Annotated in this window: 14 protein-coding genes; 7 read left to right on the forward strand and 7 right to left on the reverse strand. The window is 68.8% G+C overall.

The features are described 5' to 3' along the window. The first annotated feature begins 4 nt into the window (after window positions 1-4). Window positions 5-1,402, forward strand: a complete 1,398-nt coding sequence (locus AC3FOF_RS06135) for a DUF1800 domain-containing protein (protein ID WP_488726059.1) — start codon at window positions 5-7, stop codon at window positions 1,400-1,402. 5 nt (window positions 1,403-1,407) lie between these two features. Beyond that, a complete protein-coding gene (locus tag AC3FOF_RS06140) occupies window positions 1,408-2,556 on the forward strand; it encodes a DUF1501 domain-containing protein (RefSeq protein ID WP_488726060.1) in 1,149 nt (382 codons plus the stop codon). Window positions 2,557-2,768: 212 nt separating this feature from the next. On the opposite strand, the gene AC3FOF_RS06145 is transcribed toward AC3FOF_RS06140, so the two are convergent. From AC3FOF_RS06145 to AC3FOF_RS06155, 3 genes are read right to left on the reverse strand one after another with little or no spacing between them, the layout of a single operon-like run. Next, window positions 2,769-3,944 carry a vWA domain-containing protein gene (locus tag AC3FOF_RS06145; protein ID WP_017226347.1) on the reverse strand — a complete coding sequence of 392 codons (1,176 nt, stop codon included), beginning with the start codon at window positions 3,942-3,944 and terminating at the stop codon, window positions 2,769-2,771. Between the two features lie 46 nt (window positions 3,945-3,990). Further along, window positions 3,991-4,596, reverse strand: coding sequence for a GNAT family N-acetyltransferase (locus AC3FOF_RS06150; protein WP_017226348.1), 606 nt, complete (start codon window positions 4,594-4,596; stop codon window positions 3,991-3,993). Window positions 4,597-4,613: 17 nt separating this feature from the next. Continuing rightward, on the reverse strand, window positions 4,614-5,492 hold the full coding sequence (locus AC3FOF_RS06155) for an AAA family ATPase (protein ID WP_017226349.1): 879 nt from the start codon (window positions 5,490-5,492) through the stop codon (window positions 4,614-4,616). Between the two features lie 394 nt (window positions 5,493-5,886). On the opposite strand from AC3FOF_RS06155, the gene AC3FOF_RS06160 reads away from it, so the two are divergent. The 3 genes from AC3FOF_RS06160 to AC3FOF_RS06170 all read left to right on the forward strand — a co-directional run bounded on the left by AC3FOF_RS06160 (window position 5,887) and on the right by AC3FOF_RS06170 (window position 6,988). Next, entirely contained in the window at window positions 5,887-6,234 is a 348-nt protein-coding gene (locus AC3FOF_RS06160; protein WP_035810653.1) for a c-type cytochrome, read from the forward strand. Between the two features lie 12 nt (window positions 6,235-6,246). Then, window positions 6,247-6,645, forward strand: a complete 399-nt coding sequence (locus AC3FOF_RS06165) for a c-type cytochrome (protein WP_488726061.1) — start codon at window positions 6,247-6,249, stop codon at window positions 6,643-6,645. 160 nt (window positions 6,646-6,805) lie between these two features. Continuing rightward, entirely contained in the window at window positions 6,806-6,988 is a 183-nt protein-coding gene (locus AC3FOF_RS06170) for a hypothetical protein (RefSeq protein ID WP_488726062.1), read from the forward strand. 22 nt (window positions 6,989-7,010) lie between these two features. Here the strand turns inward: AC3FOF_RS06170 and aroG are convergent, their stop codons facing one another. The 4 genes from aroG to AC3FOF_RS06190 form a co-directional block, all read right to left on the reverse strand. Continuing rightward, window positions 7,011-8,090 carry a 3-deoxy-7-phosphoheptulonate synthase AroG gene (gene aroG / locus AC3FOF_RS06175; protein WP_017229713.1) on the reverse strand — a complete coding sequence of 360 codons (1,080 nt, stop codon included), beginning with the start codon at window positions 8,088-8,090 and terminating at the stop codon, window positions 7,011-7,013. Window positions 8,091-8,500: 410 nt separating this feature from the next. Beyond that, window positions 8,501-9,961, reverse strand: coding sequence for a metalloprotease TldD (gene tldD / locus AC3FOF_RS06180; RefSeq protein ID WP_017229712.1), 1,461 nt, complete (start codon window positions 9,959-9,961; stop codon window positions 8,501-8,503). 134 nt (window positions 9,962-10,095) lie between these two features. Continuing rightward, window positions 10,096-10,938: a carbon-nitrogen hydrolase family protein gene (locus AC3FOF_RS06185; protein ID WP_017229711.1), complete on the reverse strand. Its 843-nt coding sequence runs from the start codon at window positions 10,936-10,938 to the stop codon at window positions 10,096-10,098. A gap of 141 nt (window positions 10,939-11,079) precedes the next feature. Further along, window positions 11,080-15,348 (reverse strand): YhdP family protein, encoded by a 4,269-nt coding sequence (locus AC3FOF_RS06190; protein ID WP_488726063.1) that lies wholly within the window; start codon window positions 15,346-15,348, stop codon window positions 11,080-11,082. Between the two features lie 243 nt (window positions 15,349-15,591). On the opposite strand from AC3FOF_RS06190, the gene glnE reads away from it, so the two are divergent. Together glnE and rrtA are read left to right on the forward strand one after the other, a co-directional pair. Then, the gene (gene glnE / locus AC3FOF_RS06195; protein WP_488726121.1) at window positions 15,592-18,432 is read left to right on the forward strand and encodes a bifunctional [glutamate--ammonia ligase]-adenylyl-L-tyrosine phosphorylase/[glutamate--ammonia-ligase] adenylyltransferase; all 2,841 of its coding nucleotides are present in this window, start codon (window positions 15,592-15,594) and stop codon (window positions 18,430-18,432) included. Beyond that, window positions 18,429-19,055, forward strand: coding sequence for a rhombosortase (rrtA, locus tag AC3FOF_RS06200; RefSeq protein WP_276268918.1), 627 nt, complete (start codon window positions 18,429-18,431; stop codon window positions 19,053-19,055). Before glnE ends, rrtA begins: the two co-directional genes overlap by 4 nt. Window positions 19,056-19,058 lie beyond the last annotated feature (3 nt).

A 19,058-nucleotide genomic window follows, 5' to 3' on the forward strand; every position in this document is an offset into this window, starting at 1 on the left:
AGGCATGACAACCACCGCCATGACGGACGCCGCGATCGCGGTCAACCGGTTCGGGCTGGGCGCCCGCCCGGACGAGCCGCTGCCGGCCGATCCGCGTGCATGGCTGCTCGGCCAGTTCGAGCGCTATGAAGTGCTGCCCGCATCCTGGAGCGGGCAGCCCGGCACAGCCGCGCTGGCCGCCGCGTTCGGCGCCCAGCAGCGCGAGGTCCGCCAGGCGCAGGCCGACGCCAAGGCCGCGGCGCGCCAGCAGTTGCAGCGCGAGACGCGCGAGGCTTACCGCGACGCCGTAGACGCGCGCGTGACCAGCGCGCTGGTTACGCCGGCGCCGTTCGTCGAGCGGCTGGTGCATTTCTGGGCTAACCATTTCGCGGTCTCGGTGGAGAAGCCGGCGGTGGCCGCGCTGGCCGGCGCCTTCGAGGCCGAGGCGATCCGCCCGCATGTGCTCGGGCGCTTCGAGGACATGCTGGTTGCCGTCGAGCGCCACCCCGCCATGCAGATATTCCTGGACCAGGTTCGCTCGGTCGGGCCCGACAGCATGGCGGCGCAGGTGGCCGCGCAGCGCGCTCCCGAGCGCCCGCTCGGGCTGAACGAGAACCTGGCGCGTGAAATCATGGAACTGCATACCCTGGGCGTGCGCAGCGGCTACCAGCAGGCCGACGTGACCGAATTCGCGCGCGCGCTGACCGGCTGGAGCATCGCCGGCCTGGCCGCCCGCGAAGATGGCGAGCCGGGACGCTTCCTGTTCCGGCCACGCGTGCATGAGCCGGGCGCCCGTACCATCCTGGGCCGCCACTACCCGCAACAGGGCGAGGCGCAGGCGCTGGCGGTGCTGCACGATCTTGCGCAGGCAGAAGCCACCGCCAGCCATCTCGCCACCAAGCTGGCCCGGCATTTCGTCGCCGATACGCCACCGCCGGCGCTGGTGGCGCGCTTGTCCGACGCCTACCTGCGCAGCGGCGGCGCGCTGCCGGAGATGTATCGCGTACTGGTGCAGTCGCCCGAGGCGTGGGCCGGCGAGCCGGCCAAGTTCAAGACGCCGTGGGAGTGGGCCGTGTCCTCGCTGCGCGGCCTGGGGCTGCGCGAGGCGGGGGGGCGCGCGGGGGCGCCGCACTTCGCGCCGATCCTGGCCCTGCTCGGCCAGCCGGTCTGGCGGCCGGGCTCGCCGGCGGGCTACGACGACATCGCCGCGAGCTGGGCCGCGCCCGATGCGCTGGTGCGGCGCGTAGAGCTGGCGCAGCGCCTGGCGGCGCGTGTCGGCGATCGCCTCGATGCGCGCGAACTCGGCCCCAGGCTGCTTGCCGGCACGCTGTCGACGCCGACCGCCGGCGCCATCGCCCGCGCCGAAAGCGCCCAGACCGCACTGGCCTTGCTGCTGGTTTCGCCCGATTTCCAACGGAGGTGATGTCCATGTTTTCCCGCCGAGATTTCCTGCGCGTCACCGCCGGCGCGGGCGCCATGCTCGCCTTGCCACGCCTCACCCTGGCCAGCGTGGATTCCGACCGGCGCTTTGTCTTCGTCATCCAGCGCGGCGCCGCTGATGGCCTGAATACCGTGATCCCCTATGCTGATCCCGGCTATGCGCGCCTGCGCGGTGCGCTGGCCATCGATGCCGCGCAGGCCACGCGGCTGGACGGCATGTTTGCGCTGCATCCCGCGCTGGCGGAAACGGCGCGCCTGTATGGCGCCGGCCAGGCGCTTTTCGTGCAGGCGGTGGCGTCTCCCTACCGCGAGCGTTCGCACTTCGACGGCCAGAACGTGCTGGAAACCGGCGGCAATGCGCCGTACCAGGTCAAGGACGGCTGGCTGAACCGGCTGGTGGGCCTGCTGCCGAGGCGGGCCGACAACGCCATCGCCTTCGCGCCGACCGTGCCGGCGGCGCTGCGCGGGCAGGCTGAGGTCGCCTCCTATGCGCCATCGGCGCTGCCGGCCGCGCCGGACGATCTGCTCGCGCGCGTCGGGCAGCTTTACGAGATGGACCCGCAGCTGCACCCGCTATGGAATGCCGCGATGCAGGCCCGCGGGCTGGCCGGCGACGCCGGCGCGCGCCAGGACCCGGCCAGCCTGGGCCGGCTGGCCGCCGGCTTTCTGGCGCGCGCCGACGGGCCGCGTATCGCCATGATCGAGACCGGTGGCTGGGATACGCACAGCGCGCAGGCGCCGCGGCTGGCTGCCCGGCTCAAGGCGCTGGACGCCATGCTGGCGTCGCTGCGCGACGGGCTGGGGCCGGTGTGGGAGCGCACCACGGTACTGGTGGCGACCGAGTTCGGCCGCACCGCAGCCGCCAACGGCACCGGCGGTACCGATCACGGCACCGCTTCCGCGGCGATGCTCCTGGGCGGATCGGTCAAAGGGGGGAGGGTGCTGGCCGACTGGCCAGGGCTGGCGCAGGGCGCGCTCTACCAGGGGCGCGACCTGGCGCCGACCGCCGACCTGGACGCCTTGATTGCCGCGGCGGCGGCGCAGAGCTTCGGGCTGGACGGCGAGCGCGTGGCGCGCACGCTGTTCGGGCGCGGGGGCGGGCAGGGGGGGATGCTGGGCGGACTGCTGCGCGCCTGACACAGGCGGGCGGTATTCCGGCCCCGCTCGTTCCCGCCCTTCGGACGTTCGTGCGAGTGCCACGTTCTCGGGGCAGAGGACCCTGCGCTGGTCTGATTCCAGCTGTGTGAGCCGCCCCCAGGCGGGCCGCACCCATGGGCGACGCGAAGCGAGCCGCGGCGATACGGCTTTTGATTCTTGACTTTGCAGTCAAGCCTTTCGAGTCACCACTACTACTTCGACAACACCCGCATCGCCTGCTCCAGCCCACCAAGCGTCACCGGATACATACGCGACTTCATGATCTGGTTGATCACCGTCACCGACTGCCGGTATTGCCACAGCCCTTCCGGCTCGGGGTTGAGCCAGACGAAGCGCGGGAACTGCTCGATCAGCCGGTTGAGCCAGACCGCGCCGGCTTCCGGGTTGTTGTATTCCACCGAGCCGCCCGGCTGCAGGATCTCATACGGGCTCATGGTGGCATCGCCGACGAAGATCACCTTGTAGTCGGGCGTGTATTTGTGGATCAGGTCCCAGGTGGCGATCTTCTCCGCGTGGCGGCGGCGGTTGTTTTTCCACACGTAGTCATAGACACAGTTGTGGAAGTAGTAATACTCCAGGTGCTTGAACTCGGTCTTGGTGGCCGAGAACAATTCTTCCACGCGCTTGATGTGGTCGTCCATCGAGCCGCCCACGTCCATCAGCATCAGCACCTTGACCTTGTTGTGGCGCTCGGGACGCAGCTTGATGTCGAGCAGGCCGGCGTTGGCCGCGGTGGCGTGGATGGTGTCGTCCAGGTCCAGTTCGGTCTCGGCGCCTTCGCGTGCGAACCGGCGCAGGCGGCGCAGCGCCACCTTGATATTGCGCGTGCCCAGTTCGACCTGATCGTCGTAGTCCTTGTAGGCGCGCGCCTCCCATACCTTGATGGCGGTGCGGTTGCCTTTGGAGGGGCCGCCGATGCGGATGCCTTCGGGGTTGTAGCCGCCGTGCCCGAACGGCGAGGTGCCGCCGGTGCCGATCCATTTGTTGCCGCCCTCGTGCTTTTCCTTTTGCTCGTCGAGTAGCTGCTTGAGCCGCTCCATCAGCTTGTCGAGCCCGCCCATGGCCTCGATCTTGGCTTTTTCCTCGGCGGAGAGTTCGCGCTCCAGGGTTTTCTGCAGCCAGTCCAGGGGAATGTCCGACTTCCAGTCGACCAGGCTCTCCACACCCTTGAAGTAGGCCGCGAAGGTCTGGTCGAACTTGTCGAAGTGCTTCTCGTCCTTGACCAGCGTCATGCGCGACAGGTAGTAGAACTCGTCGATCGAGGGCGTGATCACCTCGGCCTTGAGCGCCTCCAGCATGGTCAGGTATTCCTTGACCGATACCGGCAGCTTGGCATGGCGCAGCGAGAAGAAGAAATCGATCAGCATGGTGGTCTCGCTCAGAGTTTCCCGGGGCGGTGGCTGGCTTGCGTGTTCACGAGGCGCGCCCCGGCAGGTCCAGGCGGTATTGCAGGTGGCGCTTCACCGCCGGCCACTCGCTGGCGATGATGGAGAACACCACCGTGTCCCGAAGGGATCCGTCGGGCATGCGCTGGTGGTTGCGCAGCACGCCGTCCTGCTTGGCGCCGAGGCGGGCGATGGCGGCGCGGCTCTGGTGGTTCATCCAGTGCGTGCGGAACTCCACCGCGATGCATTCCAGCTGCTCGAAGGCGTGCGTGAGCAGCATCAGCTTGCATTCGGTGTTGATGGCGCTGCGCTGCACGCGCCGCGCATACCAGGTGGCGCCGATCTCCAGGCGGCGGTGGGCGGCTTCGATATGCATGAAGTTGGTCATGCCGACGAGGTCGCCGCTGGCCGCGTCGCGCACGGCGAAAGGCTGCCATGAGCCTTCCTGCTGGCAAGCCAGGCGCCGCGCGATCTCGGCGTCGATGGCCTCGGGCGCGGGCACGCTGGTGTACCAGAGCCGCCACAGCTCGCCGTCCGCCACCGCGTGGCGCAGGCCGGCTGCGTGGCTCGCATCCAGGGGTTCCAGTACCGCGTGGCGGCCGCTCAGGGTGACGGGCTTGACGAAGGCGTTCATGGTGGCGGGCTCCCGTCTCAGCGGTTGGCGCGGTTCATGAACACCAGCCGCTCGAACAGGTGCACGTCCTGTTCGTTCTTCAGCAGCGCGCCATGCAGCGGCGGGATCGCGGCTTTCTTGTCCGGGCTCTTGAGCGCCTCGGGCGGGATGTCTTCGGCCATCAGCAGCTTGAGCCAGTCGATCAGCTCCGACGTGGAGGGCTTCTTCTTCAGGCCCGGCAGGTTGCGCATCTCGTAGAAGGATTCGAGCGCGGCCGCCACCAGCTCGCGCTTGATGCCAGGGTAGTGCACATCGACGATGCGCTGCATGGTCTCGGCGTCGGGGAACTTGATGTAGTGGAAGAAGCAGCGGCGCAGGAAGGCGTCGGGCAGTTCCTTTTCATTGTTCGAGGTGATGATCACCAGCGGGCGATGGCGCGCCTTGACCAGTTCGCGCGTCTCGTACACATAGAATTCCATGCGGTCGATTTCGCGCAGCAGGTCGTTGGGGAATTCGATGTCCGCCTTGTCGATCTCGTCGATCAGCAGCACCACCTGCTGGTCGGCCTCGAAGGCCTGCCACAGCACGCCCTTGACGATGTAGTTGCGGATGTCGTGGACGCGGTCGTCGCCGAGCTGCGAATCGCGCAGGCGCGACACCGCGTCGTATTCGTACAGGCCCTGCTGGGCCTTGGTGGTCGACTTGATGTGCCACTGGAGCAGCGGCATGCCGAGCGCCGCCGCCACTTCCTCGGCCAGCATGGTCTTGCCGGTGCCGGGCTCGCCCTTGATCAGGAGCGGGCGCTGCAGGGCGCGGGCGGCGTTGACGGCCAGCTTGAGGTCATCGGTGGCGACATATTGCTGGCTGCCTTCGAAACGGGTCTGCTGGTTCTGGCTGGCGTTGGTGGTGTTGGACATGTGGCAACCTGAAGGGGTTTGTGCGTGTCGGAATCGGCCAGTATAAAAGAGCTTTTCGGTTCGCGTATGGTCGGCCGCGCCCTGCTGGACTGCCGCGTGCAGCCTGCGGTACAATGCGGCGGTTTGACGCGCCCCCCACGTCCAATCCTCCACCCCCGCCTTGTCCGCCTTGTCGTTCTCGCGGTCGTTGCCGGGAGGCGGCGATCACAAGAGATGGTTCCAGAATGAGGCGGAGACAGCGCCGATATGCCATGCAGCGCCGTGGCATCCCGGCCCACCCAGGCAGTGCCACCCTGGGCCGCAGGCAGATGCGGCCTCGCCGGGCACATTCTGAAGCCATTTCCGACCGGTCGGGCAGGTCACCCAGGGTTTAACACTTCCAACAGCTACGACAATGAAAAAGCTCCTCACGATGGTGGTGCTGGGCGCAGCCGCAACGGCTGCGCAAGCCCAGGAAGTCAAGGGCAATGTGGACGCCGCCAAGAACAAGGTCGCCATGTGTATCGGCTGCCATGGGATTCCCGGCTATCGCGCGTCATTCCCCGAGGTGTACCAGGTGCCCCTGCTCGGCGGCCAGAACGCCAAGTACATCGAGAATGCGCTCAAGGAATACCAGAAGGGCGACCGCAAGCACCCGACCATGCGTGGCATTGCCGCGACCCTGACCGACCAGGACATCGCCGACGTCGCTGCCTACTATGCCCAGCAGACGTCCAGCTCGGCCAACAACACCCAGAAGTAAGAGGACCCATCCATGAATACGCTTAAGACGCTCTCGCTCGCGATCGGCGCACTCGTGCTGGGCGCCTCGGCCATCACCGCCTCGGCTGCCGACCTGGCCGCCGGCAAGGCGCTGGTGGAGAAGGGCAATTGCGCTGCCTGCCACGGCGCCGGCCTGAATGCCCCGATCAGCCCGGACTACCCGAAGCTGGCCGGCCAGCACGCCGACTACCTGTACCACGCCCTGGCCGCCTACCAGATCACCACCAACCCGCAGGTGGGCCGCTCCAACGCCATCATGGCGGGCCAGGTCAATGCCAATCCGGGCGTGACGGGCAAGGACGGCAAGCCGCGTCCCTTCACCCGCGACGAGCTGAAGGACATCGCCGCCTATATCGAATCGCTGCCGGGCGGACTGGTGCTGAAGAAGTAATCCTGCGCGCCGTCGGGGCAGCAAGACAAGCCGCTTCCCGCAAGCGGCTTTTTCTTGCCCGCGCGGCGCCGGACAGCGTGGGCGGCGGACGGGCAAGGTGACGCGGGCAGCGCAACATAATCGCCGCTCCACGGATATCCGGTTGGGGAAGCGGGCTGGCATGGCGTTGGTGGCCCTGGTGGTGGGCGGCGCCACGGGCGGCATCGCGGGCTTGGACCGTCCCAATGAGGGCAAGTTGATCACGGCGGCCTTTCCGCCCGCGATCAGCCGGCTTGTGCCCCAGGCCGATGCCCTGCAGGCCAAGGCGCAGCCGGTGCCGGCCCGCCGGCCGGCGCCGCACTGACGCGCGGCGCCCGGGGCCTTGCTCAGTTGCCGCTGCCCTTCGCCAGCCGGCGTGCCTTGACTGCCTCGGCCAGCGTTTCCAGCACCTTGAGCGAGTCGTCCCAGCCGATGCAGGCATCGGTGACCGACTGGCCATAGGTCAGGTTTTCCACCGGGGTGCCTTGCGCGTGATCCTGGCGGCCGGCCACCAGGTGCGACTCCACCATCACGCCGACGATGCGTTCGTCGCCCGCGGCCATCTGGCGGCCGATGTCCTCGCAGACGGGGATCTGGTTCTCGTGCTTCTTGCTGCTGTTGGCATGCGAAGCGTCGATCATCAGGCGCGCGGCCAGGCCGGCCTTGGCGATCGCCTCGCAAGCTTCCTGCACGCTGGCGGCATCGTAGTTGGGCGCCTTGCCGCCACGCAGGATGATGTGGCAATCCTCATTGCCCGAGGTCGAGACGATGGCGGAGTGGCCGCCCTTGGTCACCGAGAGGAAATGGTGGGGCTGCGAGGCGGCCTTGATCGCGTCGACCGCGATCTTGACGTTGCCGTCGGTGCCGTTCTTGAACCCGACCGGGCACGACAGTCCGGATGCCAGTTCGCGGTGTACCTGGCTCTCGGTGGTACGCGCGCCGATAGCGCCCCAGCTGACCAGGTCGGCGATGTATTGCGGGCTGATCATGTCCAGGTACTCGGTGCCGGTGGGCACGCCCAGTTCGCTGATGTTCAGCAGCAGTTCGCGCGCGATACGCAGGCCGTCGTTGATCTTGAAGCTGCCATCCATGTGCGGATCGTTGATCAGCCCCTTCCAGCCCACCGTGGTGCGCGGCTTCTCGAAATACACCCGCATCACCACTTCCAGTTCGCCGGCGAAGCGGTCGCGCTGGACCTTGAGCAGCTTGGCGTACTCGAGCGCGGCGCGGGTGTCATGGATGGAGCAGGGCCCGATGATGACGATCAGGCGGTCATCCATGCCGTGCAGGATCCGGTGCATGGCCTGGCGGGCGCCGTAGATCACGTCGGACGCCGTCTCGGAGCAGGCGAACTCGCGGATCACGTGTGCCGGCGGCAACAATTCCTTGAGTTCGCGAATGCGCAGGTCGTCGGTGTTCTTCAGCATGATGGCTCCGGATTTTGTGGGTCGTGTGTTTGGGGTGTCTGGGCTGGATCTGGTTGCGTGCCGCGATAAAAAAAGCCGCCAGGTTCGCTGGCGGCTTTTTTTGAATTCCGGGGGTGCTTACGACCGTCCCTCTCCATCCGCCAGCGGTGCGAGATCGCTAAAAAAGTAAAAGTAAAACTTAGCGGACATGGATGGGATCTGGCTCAGCAAGCGTTGGTTATTTGCGGCAACGCGTCACGGGATGGCATTAAATTGCGCCGGGACTGCCGGATTTGCCGGCAGCAGCGGTTGACCATCGGGCAACGAAGCATCTTTATAGCGCGTTTTGCAGGGCTTGGCAAGCGTCCGGCATGACCTCGGGCAAGCGCCGGACGTTGCCGGCCCGGGAGGCCGGGCTGGCGGGACTGGCGTCAGGCCGTGCCGCCCACGGTCATGTTCTCGATGCGCAGGGTCGGCTGGCCCACGCCCACCGGCACGCTCTGGCCTTCTTTGCCGCACACGCCTACGCCCGAATCCAGGCGCATGTCGTTGCCGATCATGGTGACGTCCTTGAGCGACTCCGGGCCGTTGCCGATCAGCGTGGCGCCCTTGACCGGCGAGGTGATCTTGCCGTCCTCGATCAGGTAGGCCTCGCTGGCGGAGAACACGAACTTGCCGTTGGTGATGTCGACCTGGCCGCCGCCGAAGTTGACCGCGTAGAGGCCGCGCTTGACGCTGGCGATGATTTCCTGCGGGTCGCGCTCGCCGTTGAGCATGTAGGTGTTGGTCATGCGCGGCATCGGCAGCGCGGCGTAGCTTTCGCGGCGCGCGTTGCCGGTTACCGGCATCTTCATCAGGCGTGCGTTGAGGGTGTCCTGGATATAGCCCTTGAGGATGCCGTCCTCGATCAGCGTGGTGCACTGGGTCGGATTGCCCTCGTCGTCGAGGTTGAGCGAGCCGCGGCGATTGGTCAGGGTGCCGTCGTCCACCACGGTCACGCCCTTGGCCGCCACGCGCTCGCCCATGCGGCCGGCGAAGGCCGACGAGCCCTTGCGGTTGAAGTCGCCTTCCAGGCCGTGGCCGATGGCTTCGTGCAGCAGCACGCCGGGCCAGCCCGGGCCGAGGACCACGGTCATGGCGCCGGCCGGGGCAGGGCGCGCCTCCAGGTTGACCAGGGCCGAGGCCACTGCCTCGTCCACGTATTTCTGCAGCAGTTCGTCGCTGAAATAGCCATAGGCATAGCGTCCACCGCCGCCGGAGGAGCCGATTTCGCGGCGACCGTTCTGCTCGGCGATCACGGTGACCGACACCCGCACCAGCGGGCGCACGTCGGCGGCGATGACGCCGTCGCTGCGCGCCACCAGCACCACGTCGTATTCGCCGGCCAGGCCTGCCATCACCTGCACCACGCGCGGATCCTTGGCGCGTGCCATGCGCTCCACGCGCTCGAGCAGCGCGACCTTGTCGGCGGCTTCCATCGAGTCGAGCGGATCATTGGGGGAATAGAGGTTGCGCCCGCCCTGCGAAGCCATCTTGCCCGCCACCTTGACGCGGCCGCTGCCGGCGCGGCCGATGGTGCGGGTGGCGGCCCCTGCCTTCAGCAGGGCGTCCAGGCTGATGTCGTCGGAGTAGGCGAAGGCGGTCCTGTCGCCCGAGACGGCGCGTACGCCCACGCCCTGGTCGATGCTGAAGCTGCCCGACTTGACGATGCCTTCTTCCAGGCTCCACGCCTCGTTGCGGGTGTACTGGAAGTAGAGGTCGGCGTAGTCGACCTTATGTGTGAAGATGTCTGCCAGCACGCGCTGCAGCTTGACTTCGTCGAGGCCGTAGGGAGCCAGCAGCAATTGCTGGGCGGTGGCGAGATTGCGGATTCCGAGGTCGCCGGCGTTCATGGTTGTCCTTTTGTCGTCGTGCCGTGGCGGCGTCATGCGCCGCCACGTAAAAAGCTGGGATTCTCGCGATTCTTGTCGAATCGGCCTGGTGCCCTGAAAACTCCAGATTCAGGACACCAGTCTGGTTGCACATGCTACAGCACCCGATGCCGCAGTGCAGGCAGGTTCTGCCGCACTTCGTCCAGGCGCGCGGGATCGATCAGGCCGCTTACCACGCCTTCGCCCTCCGGCAGCACCGCCATCACCTCGCCCCAGGGGTCGATCAGCATGGAGTGGCCCCAGGTGCGGCGGCCATTCTCATGCTTGCCTCCCTGTGCCGCGGCAAGCACATAGCACTGGTTCTCGATGGCGCGGGCGCGCAGCAGGATTTCCCAGTGCGCCTGCCCCGTGGTGTAGGTGAAGGCCGCCGGCATCAGAATCAGGCTGGTGCCGCCGCCTGCCGCCAGCTGGCGGTACAGCTCCGGGAAACGCAGGTCGTAGCAGACCGACATGGCGACCCGGCCGCAGGGTGCGTCGAAGCTGGCCGGGGTATTGCCGGCCAGGATGGTACGCGATTCGTCGTAGCTTTCGGTGCCCCGCGTGAAGCCGAACAGGTGGATCTTGTCGTAGCGCGCGACCCGTTCGCCGCGCGGGTCGTAGGCGAGCGAGGTGTTGTAGACGCGGGCCTCGTCTGCGCACCACAGCGGCAGGGTGCCGCCCACCAGCCAGACGCGGTGGCGGCGCGCGGCGTTGGCCAGGAAAGCCTGGATCGGGCCGTCGCCATCGCGCTCGCGGATGGCCACCTTGTCGTCTTCGCGCTGGCCCATGAGGCAGAAATACTCCGGCAGCAAGACCAGCTCCGCGCCGCCGTGTGCGGCCTGCGCGATCAGCGCTTCGGCACGGGCCAGGTTGGCCTCGGGTGAAATGCCGCTGACGGTCTGGACGGCGGCGACGCGAAAGGGGGCGGCACTGGTGGCGGGAGCGGCGGTTGCGGTCATGTGTCGGTTTCCTTGGCTTGCGGCTTGCGGCGTGCGCCGGGGCGCGGGCTGGTCCATCCCTGCAAAAACGGCGCCGCGGCATGCCTGACGGCGCGCATGGCGACGGATCCCGGCTGGCTGCGGCCGCGATCCGTGCCGGGTTCATGGCACTGGGTAGACACGGCCCGACGATCCCTGCACCGGCGCGGAGTCGGCCTTATTCTCCCCCACTTTGGTGATCTGCGGGTTCGCCCAGCCGCCGCTGATGTGGTAGCGGCGGCTGAAGGCCTTGGAGAACTCATCGGCAAACATCAGCTGGGCCGCCAGTGTGCCGATGCCCAGCGCGGGATTGATGAAGGCCGCCGCCACCGAAGCGGAAGTGGCGTTGATGCGCGGCACCACCGTGACCTCGAGATCCTGCGTTTCGCGGGGGATGTTCGCGCTGCCTGTCATGGCGGCTCGCAGCTGGCCGCCTCTGAGTTCGAAATCCCCGGTGCTGGCCACGCCCTTGTCGATGGTGCCGGTGCCCGTGATCTCGTCGAATGGCATGCCCTGGCCCGCTACGCCGCGGAAGTCGAAGGTCGCCAGCCGCATCAGGCCTTGCAGGCTGAGTACGCCCAGCAGCTTGGCCGCGCCCGGGTCCACGCTGAGAATCTGGCCATTTTCCAGCTTCAGCTTCATGCGGCCGGACAAGGTCGGATAGTCGATGGCCAACGGCGAGCCGCGCCACGCCACCCGGCCCTCCAGGGTGCCGCGCCCGTCGGCCAGCATGTGCGGCAGGCCCATGCGCTCGAGCACCTGGCCGCCGTTGCGGACATCGAGCTTGAAATCGAGCAGGGTGCGGCGTTCGGCGCTGGCGCCTTCGCGCAGCCGGCGCGGCATGCGCCAGCTGCCGCTGCCGGTGAAGGTGGCGCCGGGTTGCTCGATCAGCAGGCGCTCGAGCGTCCACACCGGCTCGCCACCGTTGGCGCTGGCGTGCGCCTTGACCTCCAGCTTGCCGAAGTCGCGGCCATGCAGCTGGAAACGATCGGCGACCAGGTCCAGGGCAGGCAGCTCGCCGGTATTGGCGGCCAGCGCATCCTCGATATTGCCGGCGTCGCTGCTGTCGGGGATATTCAGCCGCGAAAGGCGCAGCGTAAGCGCCCCCGCGGGGGTGGCAGCATCTTCGCGCCAGCGCACGTTGCCGGCAATCTGGCGGGTATCGAGCTGGACGCCCCAGCCGCCGGTCTCGCGGCTGGCCTCGAGCACCACCTCGTCGAACTCGCGGCCGAAAGCCTGCAGCGTGTGCACGTGCGCGGAAATCTTCTCCGGCGTGAACGGCGAGACGGCCGCGGCGGAACCGGCCTTGCCGCTCTCCGCGAACAGGCCGCGCCAGGCATCGAGGTCGAAGCGGGTGGCGGTAAGCGCTGCGGCGACACCGCTGCCCGGCTGTGGCGCCGGCTGCTCTATGCCGATGCCGCCGGACTGCACCTCCACGCCGTCGGCGTTACGGCGCAGCAGATAGCGCGCATTGAGCACGTTGCCGTACTGCACCAGCATCTCGTCGCTGCCGGCGCGGGCGGCGGCAGGGCGCAGGTCGAAGCGCAACGGGACGGCCTGGGCGGCGCTCTTGGCCAGCGGGGCGGGCAAGCCCACCGCCAGGCCGGCCAGCTCCGAGGCGACGGTGATCTGCGGCTGGTGGTCGCGCACGCCGATCACCGCGCTGTAAGCCGTGCTGCCCTCGAGCTTCTGCGCCAGCCCGGCCATCGGCGAGCCGGAAATCGCCTCGCGGATGCCCTGGGCAGTGGCGCTGCCGCCGGCATTGACGCGTACCGTGCCGTCCGCCTGGCTGCCGCCGCTGGCGCGGATTTCTCCGCCCATGAAACGTGCCCGCAGGTCATTGAGCTGGAAGCCGTGCTCATTGAAGGCGATGGCGCCCGTGGTGCCGGCCAGCACAGGCAGCTGCGGGGTCAGCACGACATCGTTGCCGGGCAGCCGGAACTGGCCGTCCACCTTGGCGGCATGCGTTTCGGTCAGCGGCAGGTCGAGCTTGAGCCGTAGTTCGCCATTGCCCTGGGCGCGCGCGTCGCTGGTCACCTGGCCGGTCCAGTCGCGCACCGGGCTGGCGGCGACGAAGCGCAGGAAGCCCGTCATCGCGCCGCTGGCGCTGCCGTCGAGGATCAGGCGGCCATGATCGCTGAGATCGGCGATGCGGCCGTTGACGTCCTGCAGCGTGACGCCGGCAATGCCTTGCACGCCGGCGCGCTGCGCCACGAAGGACAGGCTGCCGCGTTCGAACAGCAGGTGGCCGCTGATGTCGGTGAAGTTCGGCCAGGCCTTGCCGCCGTTGTTGGCGCTGGCGATGCTGCCCGGCGCCGCGCTCTCGTGGGGGGCGATCTGGTAGCTCACATGCTGGATCGGCACCTCGACCCGGAAGTCGCCGGCTTTTTCATGCGGGCTGTGGAAGGGGAAGTGCTCCAGGTCGCCCTTGAGCAGGAACTTGACGCCGCTGGCTTCGCCGGCGACCAGGGCGCCGGCCAGGTACTGCCGCGTCGCCGCGGGCATGCCCATGGGCAGGTAGCGCGGCACGCGGCTGACCTGGGCGCGCTCCAGTTCGCCGGAGAGATCGGCAATGCCGCCGTGCCCGTCGCCGCCGGCGTGCCAGGTGCCGCGCACGGTGCCGGCGGTGTCCGCGTTGGCGAAACGCACGCCGTCGGTGCGTACCGAGAGCTTGCCGTCGTCGTGGGTCCAGCGCAGCTCGCCGCTGATCTGGTCGAAGGTCAGGCGCGGATCCTCGAACATGCCCGGGAGTACCAGTGCGGCGTTGCTGCCCTCGAAGCGGGCGCTGCCTTGCCGCTCGTCGAGGCTGAAGCTGCCGGAGATCCTTGAAAACCCCGGCACGCCCAGGTGGGGCTTGCCGTTCGCGGCGAGCGGCGGGCTCGCCGGCTGCTCGCGCACGGAAACATTGCGCAGGGTGCCCTGGACATTGAAGTGGGGCTGGCCCTCATGCCGGCTGAGCAGGCCCTGGCGATCGCGTGTCCAGCTCACGTCCAGGTTGTCGACGTGGCCGGCGGGCTGCAGCGCCCGCAGCTGGCGCGACAACGCGGTGTCGAGCGGCAGCGACATGGCCAGCGCCCGCACCGTGTTCAGGTCGAAGGTGGGCGCCTTCAGCGAGAACTTGCGCAGCGCGCCCTTGTTGTCGGTGGCCCAGCCCACCACTACCTTGCGCATGCCTTCGCGCCAGCCACTCTCCGCGGCGGCCTGGCTGGCCGGCGAGGCCGCCGGCGGCGCCGACGCCGCCGGGCCTTCGGCCGGCTCCGGCTGCCACAGCAGGGTATCGATGGTGAGGACGTTGTCGCGGTCGCGGCCGGCGCGGTGCATCACGAAGGCCTGCGCGCTGGCGAGCTTGAGCGGTTCCGGCGCCCCGGCCAGTTGCAGGTCGACGTCGCTGGCCCGCAGCCTGGCCTGGCTGCGGGTGACCTGGCCGCCGCGGAACTCGATGGTGCCGTCGGTGCTGAAGGTACCGCGCGCGACGCGGTCGAAGATCGCCGTATAGCGCTGCAGTACCGGCAGCTCGAGCCGGCCCAGGTCCCAGCTGGCCTGCCCGTGCCAGTTGTGCCAGTCGCCGGCGCTATGCAGGTACTCATGGCGGAAATCCGCCTGCATCGACAGGGGGCGCGGCGCAAGCGTCGCCGATTGCGCCTCCAGCTTGACGATGTGGCGCGTACCCAGACGGCGGGCGCTGAACTGGATATTGCCGACATCGAGTTGCGGCAGGCGGTTCCTGTCGTCGAGCCAGCGCAGCTTGCCGTCGCTGAGTTCCACCTTGCCTTGCGCCAGCAGCCAGTCGAACAGGCGGTTGTCCTGTGGCCGGGCCCCGGTGGTGTCCACGGCCAGCCCGGCGACCTGGAGCTTGCCGTCGGCCGAGCGGCGCACCAGCAGGTCGGTCTGGCGGGCGGAGATGTGCTGGAACAGCAGGTCCATGCTGAACAGCGAGCGCCACGAGAGCCTGCCGTCGAGGCTGCCCGCGGCCAGCAACACGCGTTGTTCGGTATCGACCGCTTTGACATCGCGGGCGTGGAAGGCGGGATGCCAGCCATCCCAGTAGGTATCCAGCTGGCCGATGCTGAAATGCGCGGCCAGGGCCACCGAGCCACGTTGCTCCAGCCAGGTGCGGGCGGCGGACGCCTGCGGCCACAGCACGAAGCGGATCAGCAGGCCCGCCAGCAGTGCAACCACCAGCAGCGCGAGCGCCAGCCGTATCAGCACGCGGCCCAGCCCCCGCCACATGGGGTGGCGCAGGGCGGCCAGCAGGGCGCGGCCGGGCGCGCGCGCGAGCCGGGCGGCCTGCCGCCATGGAGAGGTGCCCGGGCCGGCGCTTCCCTCGTGTCCAGGCGTGCCGCCGGCGGTGGCGGTGGTGGATTCGGCGGGTGGGGTGGCGCGGCTGGACATGCGCAGATTATCCGACAATACTAGGCGCTCTCCAATTCGGTGCCTGACCGGCCGTGCACAACGCGCGGGCCGGCACGGGGCCGGCTCACGCGCTTCCAAGTAACAGGAATGACTTCCTCTGATCCCACGAGTTCCACGGCCGCGCCCGATGCCGCCGCAAGCAAGGGTGCAAGCGGGGCCGGCCACGCCGGCGAACATGCGCCCGGCAACACTTCCAGCGCTGCCAGGCAGGCTGTGGCCGACATGGCCACCGGCCCGTTCGCGGTGGTGGCCGCGGCGGAACTCGTGCCGGTCGATTGCGCCGGCAAGGCATTGTACTCGCCTGCCTATTCGCATTACATCCGCCGTATGGTGCAGGCCCGGCCGGAGCTGGCCGAAATCGTGGCGCTCGCGTGCGGGGAGCCGCTCACGCGCGCCTGGATGGAGGCACGGCTGAAGGCCCTGCACCAGCCGTCGGCCGACGTCGAGGAAGCCGCCAAGCGAGCGCTGCGGCAGCTGCGCGCCGAAGTGATGTGCATCGTTATCGAGCGCGACCTGCGCGGCGTAGCGAGCCTGCGCGAGGTGACCGGCGCGATGACGGATCTGGCCGAGCTGGGTATCCAGTACGGCATGGCCATGCTGGAGGCCGACCTGGCGCCGACCTACGGCCGGCCGGTGGGCGAGGCCAGCGGCGAGGTTCAGGAGCTGGTGGTGGTCGGCATGGGCAAGCTCGGCGGGCGCGAGCTCAACGTGTCGTCCGATATCGACCTGATCTTCCTGTACGACGAAGACGGCGAGACCCGGGGCGGCACGCGCAGCCTGTCCAACCATGAATACTTCATCCGGCTGGGACGGCGCCTGATCAACCTGCTCGCCGACGTGACGGCGGACGGCTACGTGTTCCGCGTCGACATGCGGCTGCGGCCCAACGGCGACGCCGGTCCGCTGGCCTGCAGCCTGGGCATGCTGGAGCAATACCTGGTGGTGCAGGGGCGCGAGTGGGAGCGCTACGCCTGGATCAAGGGCCGGGTGGTCTCGGCGCTCGACAGTCCGCATGCGCAGCGCACGGCGGCCCAACTGGCCAGCCTGACCACGCCTTTCGTCTTCCGCCGCTACCTCGACTACGGCGTGATCGCCGCCATCCGCTCGCTGCATGCGCAGATCCGCGCCGAGGCCGCCAAGCGCAGCGGCGGACTGGCGGCGCCGGGCGGCGGCCAGCGGGTCAACCAGCGCGCCTTCAATATCAAGCTGGGCCGCGGCGGTATCCGCGAGATCGAGTTCATGGCCCAGGTCTTCCAGCTGATCCGCGGCGGACAGGATCCGGCGCTGCGCATCCGGCCCACCCTTGAAGTCCTGGCCGTGGCGGTGGAGCATGGCCTGCTGCCAGCCGGCCAGGCCGAGCAGCTGGCCGATGCCTACCGCTTCCTGCGCCAGCTCGAGCACCGCCTGCAGTATCGCGACGATGCCCAGACCCACCACTTGCCCACCGTGCCGGAGGAGCAGCAGGCGGTAGCGCGGATGATGGGCTGCGCGGACTGGCCGGCCTTGCTGGAGCGGCTGTCGTCGCTGCAGGATCCGGTCGCGCAACAGTTCGAAGCCACCTTCTCCGACCCCGACGAAGCCCACGCGACGTGCGAGGCGCTGTGGCCGGCGCTGATACAGGAAGAGCAGGACGATCCCCCGTGCGAGCGCCTGGCCGCGGCCGGCTTCGGCGATTGCAACGGCTTGCTCGACCGCCTGCGCGCGATCGGTGCCTCGCTGCGCTACCGGGCGCTGTCCGAGCCGAGCCGGGCGCGCTTCGACCTGCTGGTCAACCGCGCCCTTGACCTGGCCGCGCGCCAGGACGATGCCGACAGCACCATCGCGCGCTTCATCGACTTCCTCGATGCCATCAGCCGCCGCGCCTCCTACCTGTCCCTGCTGTCCGAATACCCGCAGGCGATGGCGCGCGTGGCCGATACCCTGCATGCGTCGAGCTGGGCCGCCGCTTACCTGACGCGCCACCCGCAACTGCTCGACGAACTGCTCGACAGCGATGCGCTGGCCGGCGCGCCCGACTGGGGCGGTTTCCGCCGGCGGCTGGCCGCGCGCCTGGACGCAGCCGACGGGCAGATCGAAGCGCAGATGGACATCCTGCGCCGCGAGCATCATGCCGAGACCTTCCGCATCCTGCTGCAAGACCTGCAAGGCATGCTGACGGTGGAGCAGATCGCGGACCGCTTGTCGGATCTGGCCGATGCCATGCTCGACGTGACCTTGCAGGCGGTCTGGCGCCAGCTGGCCAGCCGGCATGCCGAGCAGCCGCGCTTCGCCGTGATCGCCTACGGCAAGCTGGGCGGCAAGGAACTGGGTTACGCCTCCGACCTCGACATCATCTTCCTCTACGAGGACGAACACGAACGCGCGCCCGACGTCTATGCCGCCTATGCGCGCCGGCTGATCACCTGGCTGACCAGCCATACCCCCGCCGGCACGCTGTTCGACGTCGATACGCGCTTGCGCCCCAACGGCGAGGCGGGGCTGCTGGTGACCAGCTTCGAGGGGTTCCGCCGCTACCAGCAACGCGAGGGCAACAACACCGCGTGGGTATGGGAACACCAGGCCCTGACGCGCGCGCGTTTTTGCGCGGGCGATCCCGGCATCGGCGCCCACTTCGAAAGCCTGCGCGACGAGATCCTGCGCGAACCGCGCGACGCCGCCACGCTGCGCGGCGAGATCGTCGCCATGCGGCACAAGGTGGCCGAGGGCCATCCCAATCCGAGCGGGCTGTTCGATCTCAAGCACGACCGCGGCGGCATGGTCGACATTGAATTCACGGTGCAATACGTGGTGCTGCTGCACAGCCACGAGCATCCGGCGCTGACGCGCAATGCCGGCAATATCGCGCTGTTGCGCACCGCTGGCGAGCTTGGCCTGATCGACGCCGCGCTGGCGCGCGAGGTGGGCGATGCCTATCGGCTGTTCCGCGCCCGCCAGCACCAGTTGCGCCTGGACGGGCAGGTCCACGCGCGGGTGCCGCCGGCTGCGGTGGCGCCGCAGGCGGAACAGGTGCGCACGCTCTGGCAGGCGGTGTTCGGCGAGCCGGTGGCAGCCGGCGGCCGATGAGCCTGCCGTCCGCGGCCGGGGCGCGCTGGCCGGCCTTGCCGGGCGCGCTGGCGGCGGTCGCCGCCCTGGGCGCCGCTTTCACCTTCGTGCCCTGGCTGCATGCCCATGGGCTCTACCTGCGCGAGGCAGTGATGGAGCGCGGTGTGGCGGGCGAATGGTGGCGCCTGTTCACCGCGATGTGGGTACACCTGGGCTGGCGGCACTGGCTGGCCAACCTGCTGGCCGCTGCCGGCCTGCTGCTGCTGATCGGACGCGAGGCGCGCGCCGGGGCCATGCTGGCCGTGCTGTTTGCCAGTGGCGTCGCGGCGCAGCTGATGCTGTGCCGGGTGCCCTCGGTGGCCTGGTACGGCGGGTTATCGGGCGCGTTGCACGGGCTGGCGCTGTGGGGCGGCCTGCGCCTGCTGTCCGGCGGCGGCGCCTCGCGCGCGATTGGCGTGGCGCTTTGCCTTGGCGTGCTGGTCAAGACCTGGCTGGAACAGTCCTGGCTCGCTCCGGTGGTGTTCGATGCGCAGTGGGGCTTTGGCGTGGTGCGTGCCGCGCATGCCGCCGGCGCGGCAGCCGGCCTCGCGCTGTGGCTGCTGCAGGAGTGGTGGCGCCGCCGGCCCGGGCAGCCATTCGCATAGCCG

This window comes from Cupriavidus sp. 96C5-1, from assembly GCF_057798855.1.

Excerpts from the sequence above, each read along its gene's own strand:
- AC3FOF_RS06140 (WP_488726060.1), top strand. The coding sequence starts at position 1,408 with ATGTTTTCCCGCCGAGATTTCCTGCGCGTCACCGCCGGCGCGGGCGCC.
- glnE (WP_488726121.1), top strand. The coding sequence starts at position 15,592 with ATGGCCACCGGCCCGTTCGCGGTGGTGGCCGCGGCGGAACTCGTGCCG.
- AC3FOF_RS06135 (WP_488726059.1), top strand. The coding sequence starts at position 5 with ATGACAACCACCGCCATGACGGACGCCGCGATCGCGGTCAACCGGTTC.
- AC3FOF_RS06150 (WP_017226348.1), bottom strand. The coding sequence starts at position 4,596 with ATGAACGCCTTCGTCAAGCCCGTCACCCTGAGCGGCCGCCACGCGGTA.
- AC3FOF_RS06145 (WP_017226347.1), bottom strand. The coding sequence starts at position 3,944 with ATGCTGATCGATTTCTTCTTCTCGCTGCGCCATGCCAAGCTGCCGGTA.
- AC3FOF_RS06165 (WP_488726061.1), top strand. The coding sequence starts at position 6,247 with ATGAATACGCTTAAGACGCTCTCGCTCGCGATCGGCGCACTCGTGCTG.
- aroG (WP_017229713.1), bottom strand. The coding sequence starts at position 8,090 with ATGCTGAAGAACACCGACGACCTGCGCATTCGCGAACTCAAGGAATTG.
- AC3FOF_RS06190 (WP_488726063.1), bottom strand. The coding sequence starts at position 15,348 with ATGTCCAGCCGCGCCACCCCACCCGCCGAATCCACCACCGCCACCGCC.
- tldD (WP_017229712.1), bottom strand. The coding sequence starts at position 9,961 with ATGAACGCCGGCGACCTCGGAATCCGCAATCTCGCCACCGCCCAGCAA.
- AC3FOF_RS06160 (WP_035810653.1), top strand. The coding sequence starts at position 5,887 with ATGAAAAAGCTCCTCACGATGGTGGTGCTGGGCGCAGCCGCAACGGCT.
- rrtA (WP_276268918.1), top strand. The coding sequence starts at position 18,429 with ATGAGCCTGCCGTCCGCGGCCGGGGCGCGCTGGCCGGCCTTGCCGGGC.
- AC3FOF_RS06155 (WP_017226349.1), bottom strand. The coding sequence starts at position 5,492 with ATGTCCAACACCACCAACGCCAGCCAGAACCAGCAGACCCGTTTCGAA.
- AC3FOF_RS06185 (WP_017229711.1), bottom strand. The coding sequence starts at position 10,938 with ATGACCGCAACCGCCGCTCCCGCCACCAGTGCCGCCCCCTTTCGCGTC.
- AC3FOF_RS06170 (WP_488726062.1), top strand. The coding sequence starts at position 6,806 with ATGGCGTTGGTGGCCCTGGTGGTGGGCGGCGCCACGGGCGGCATCGCG.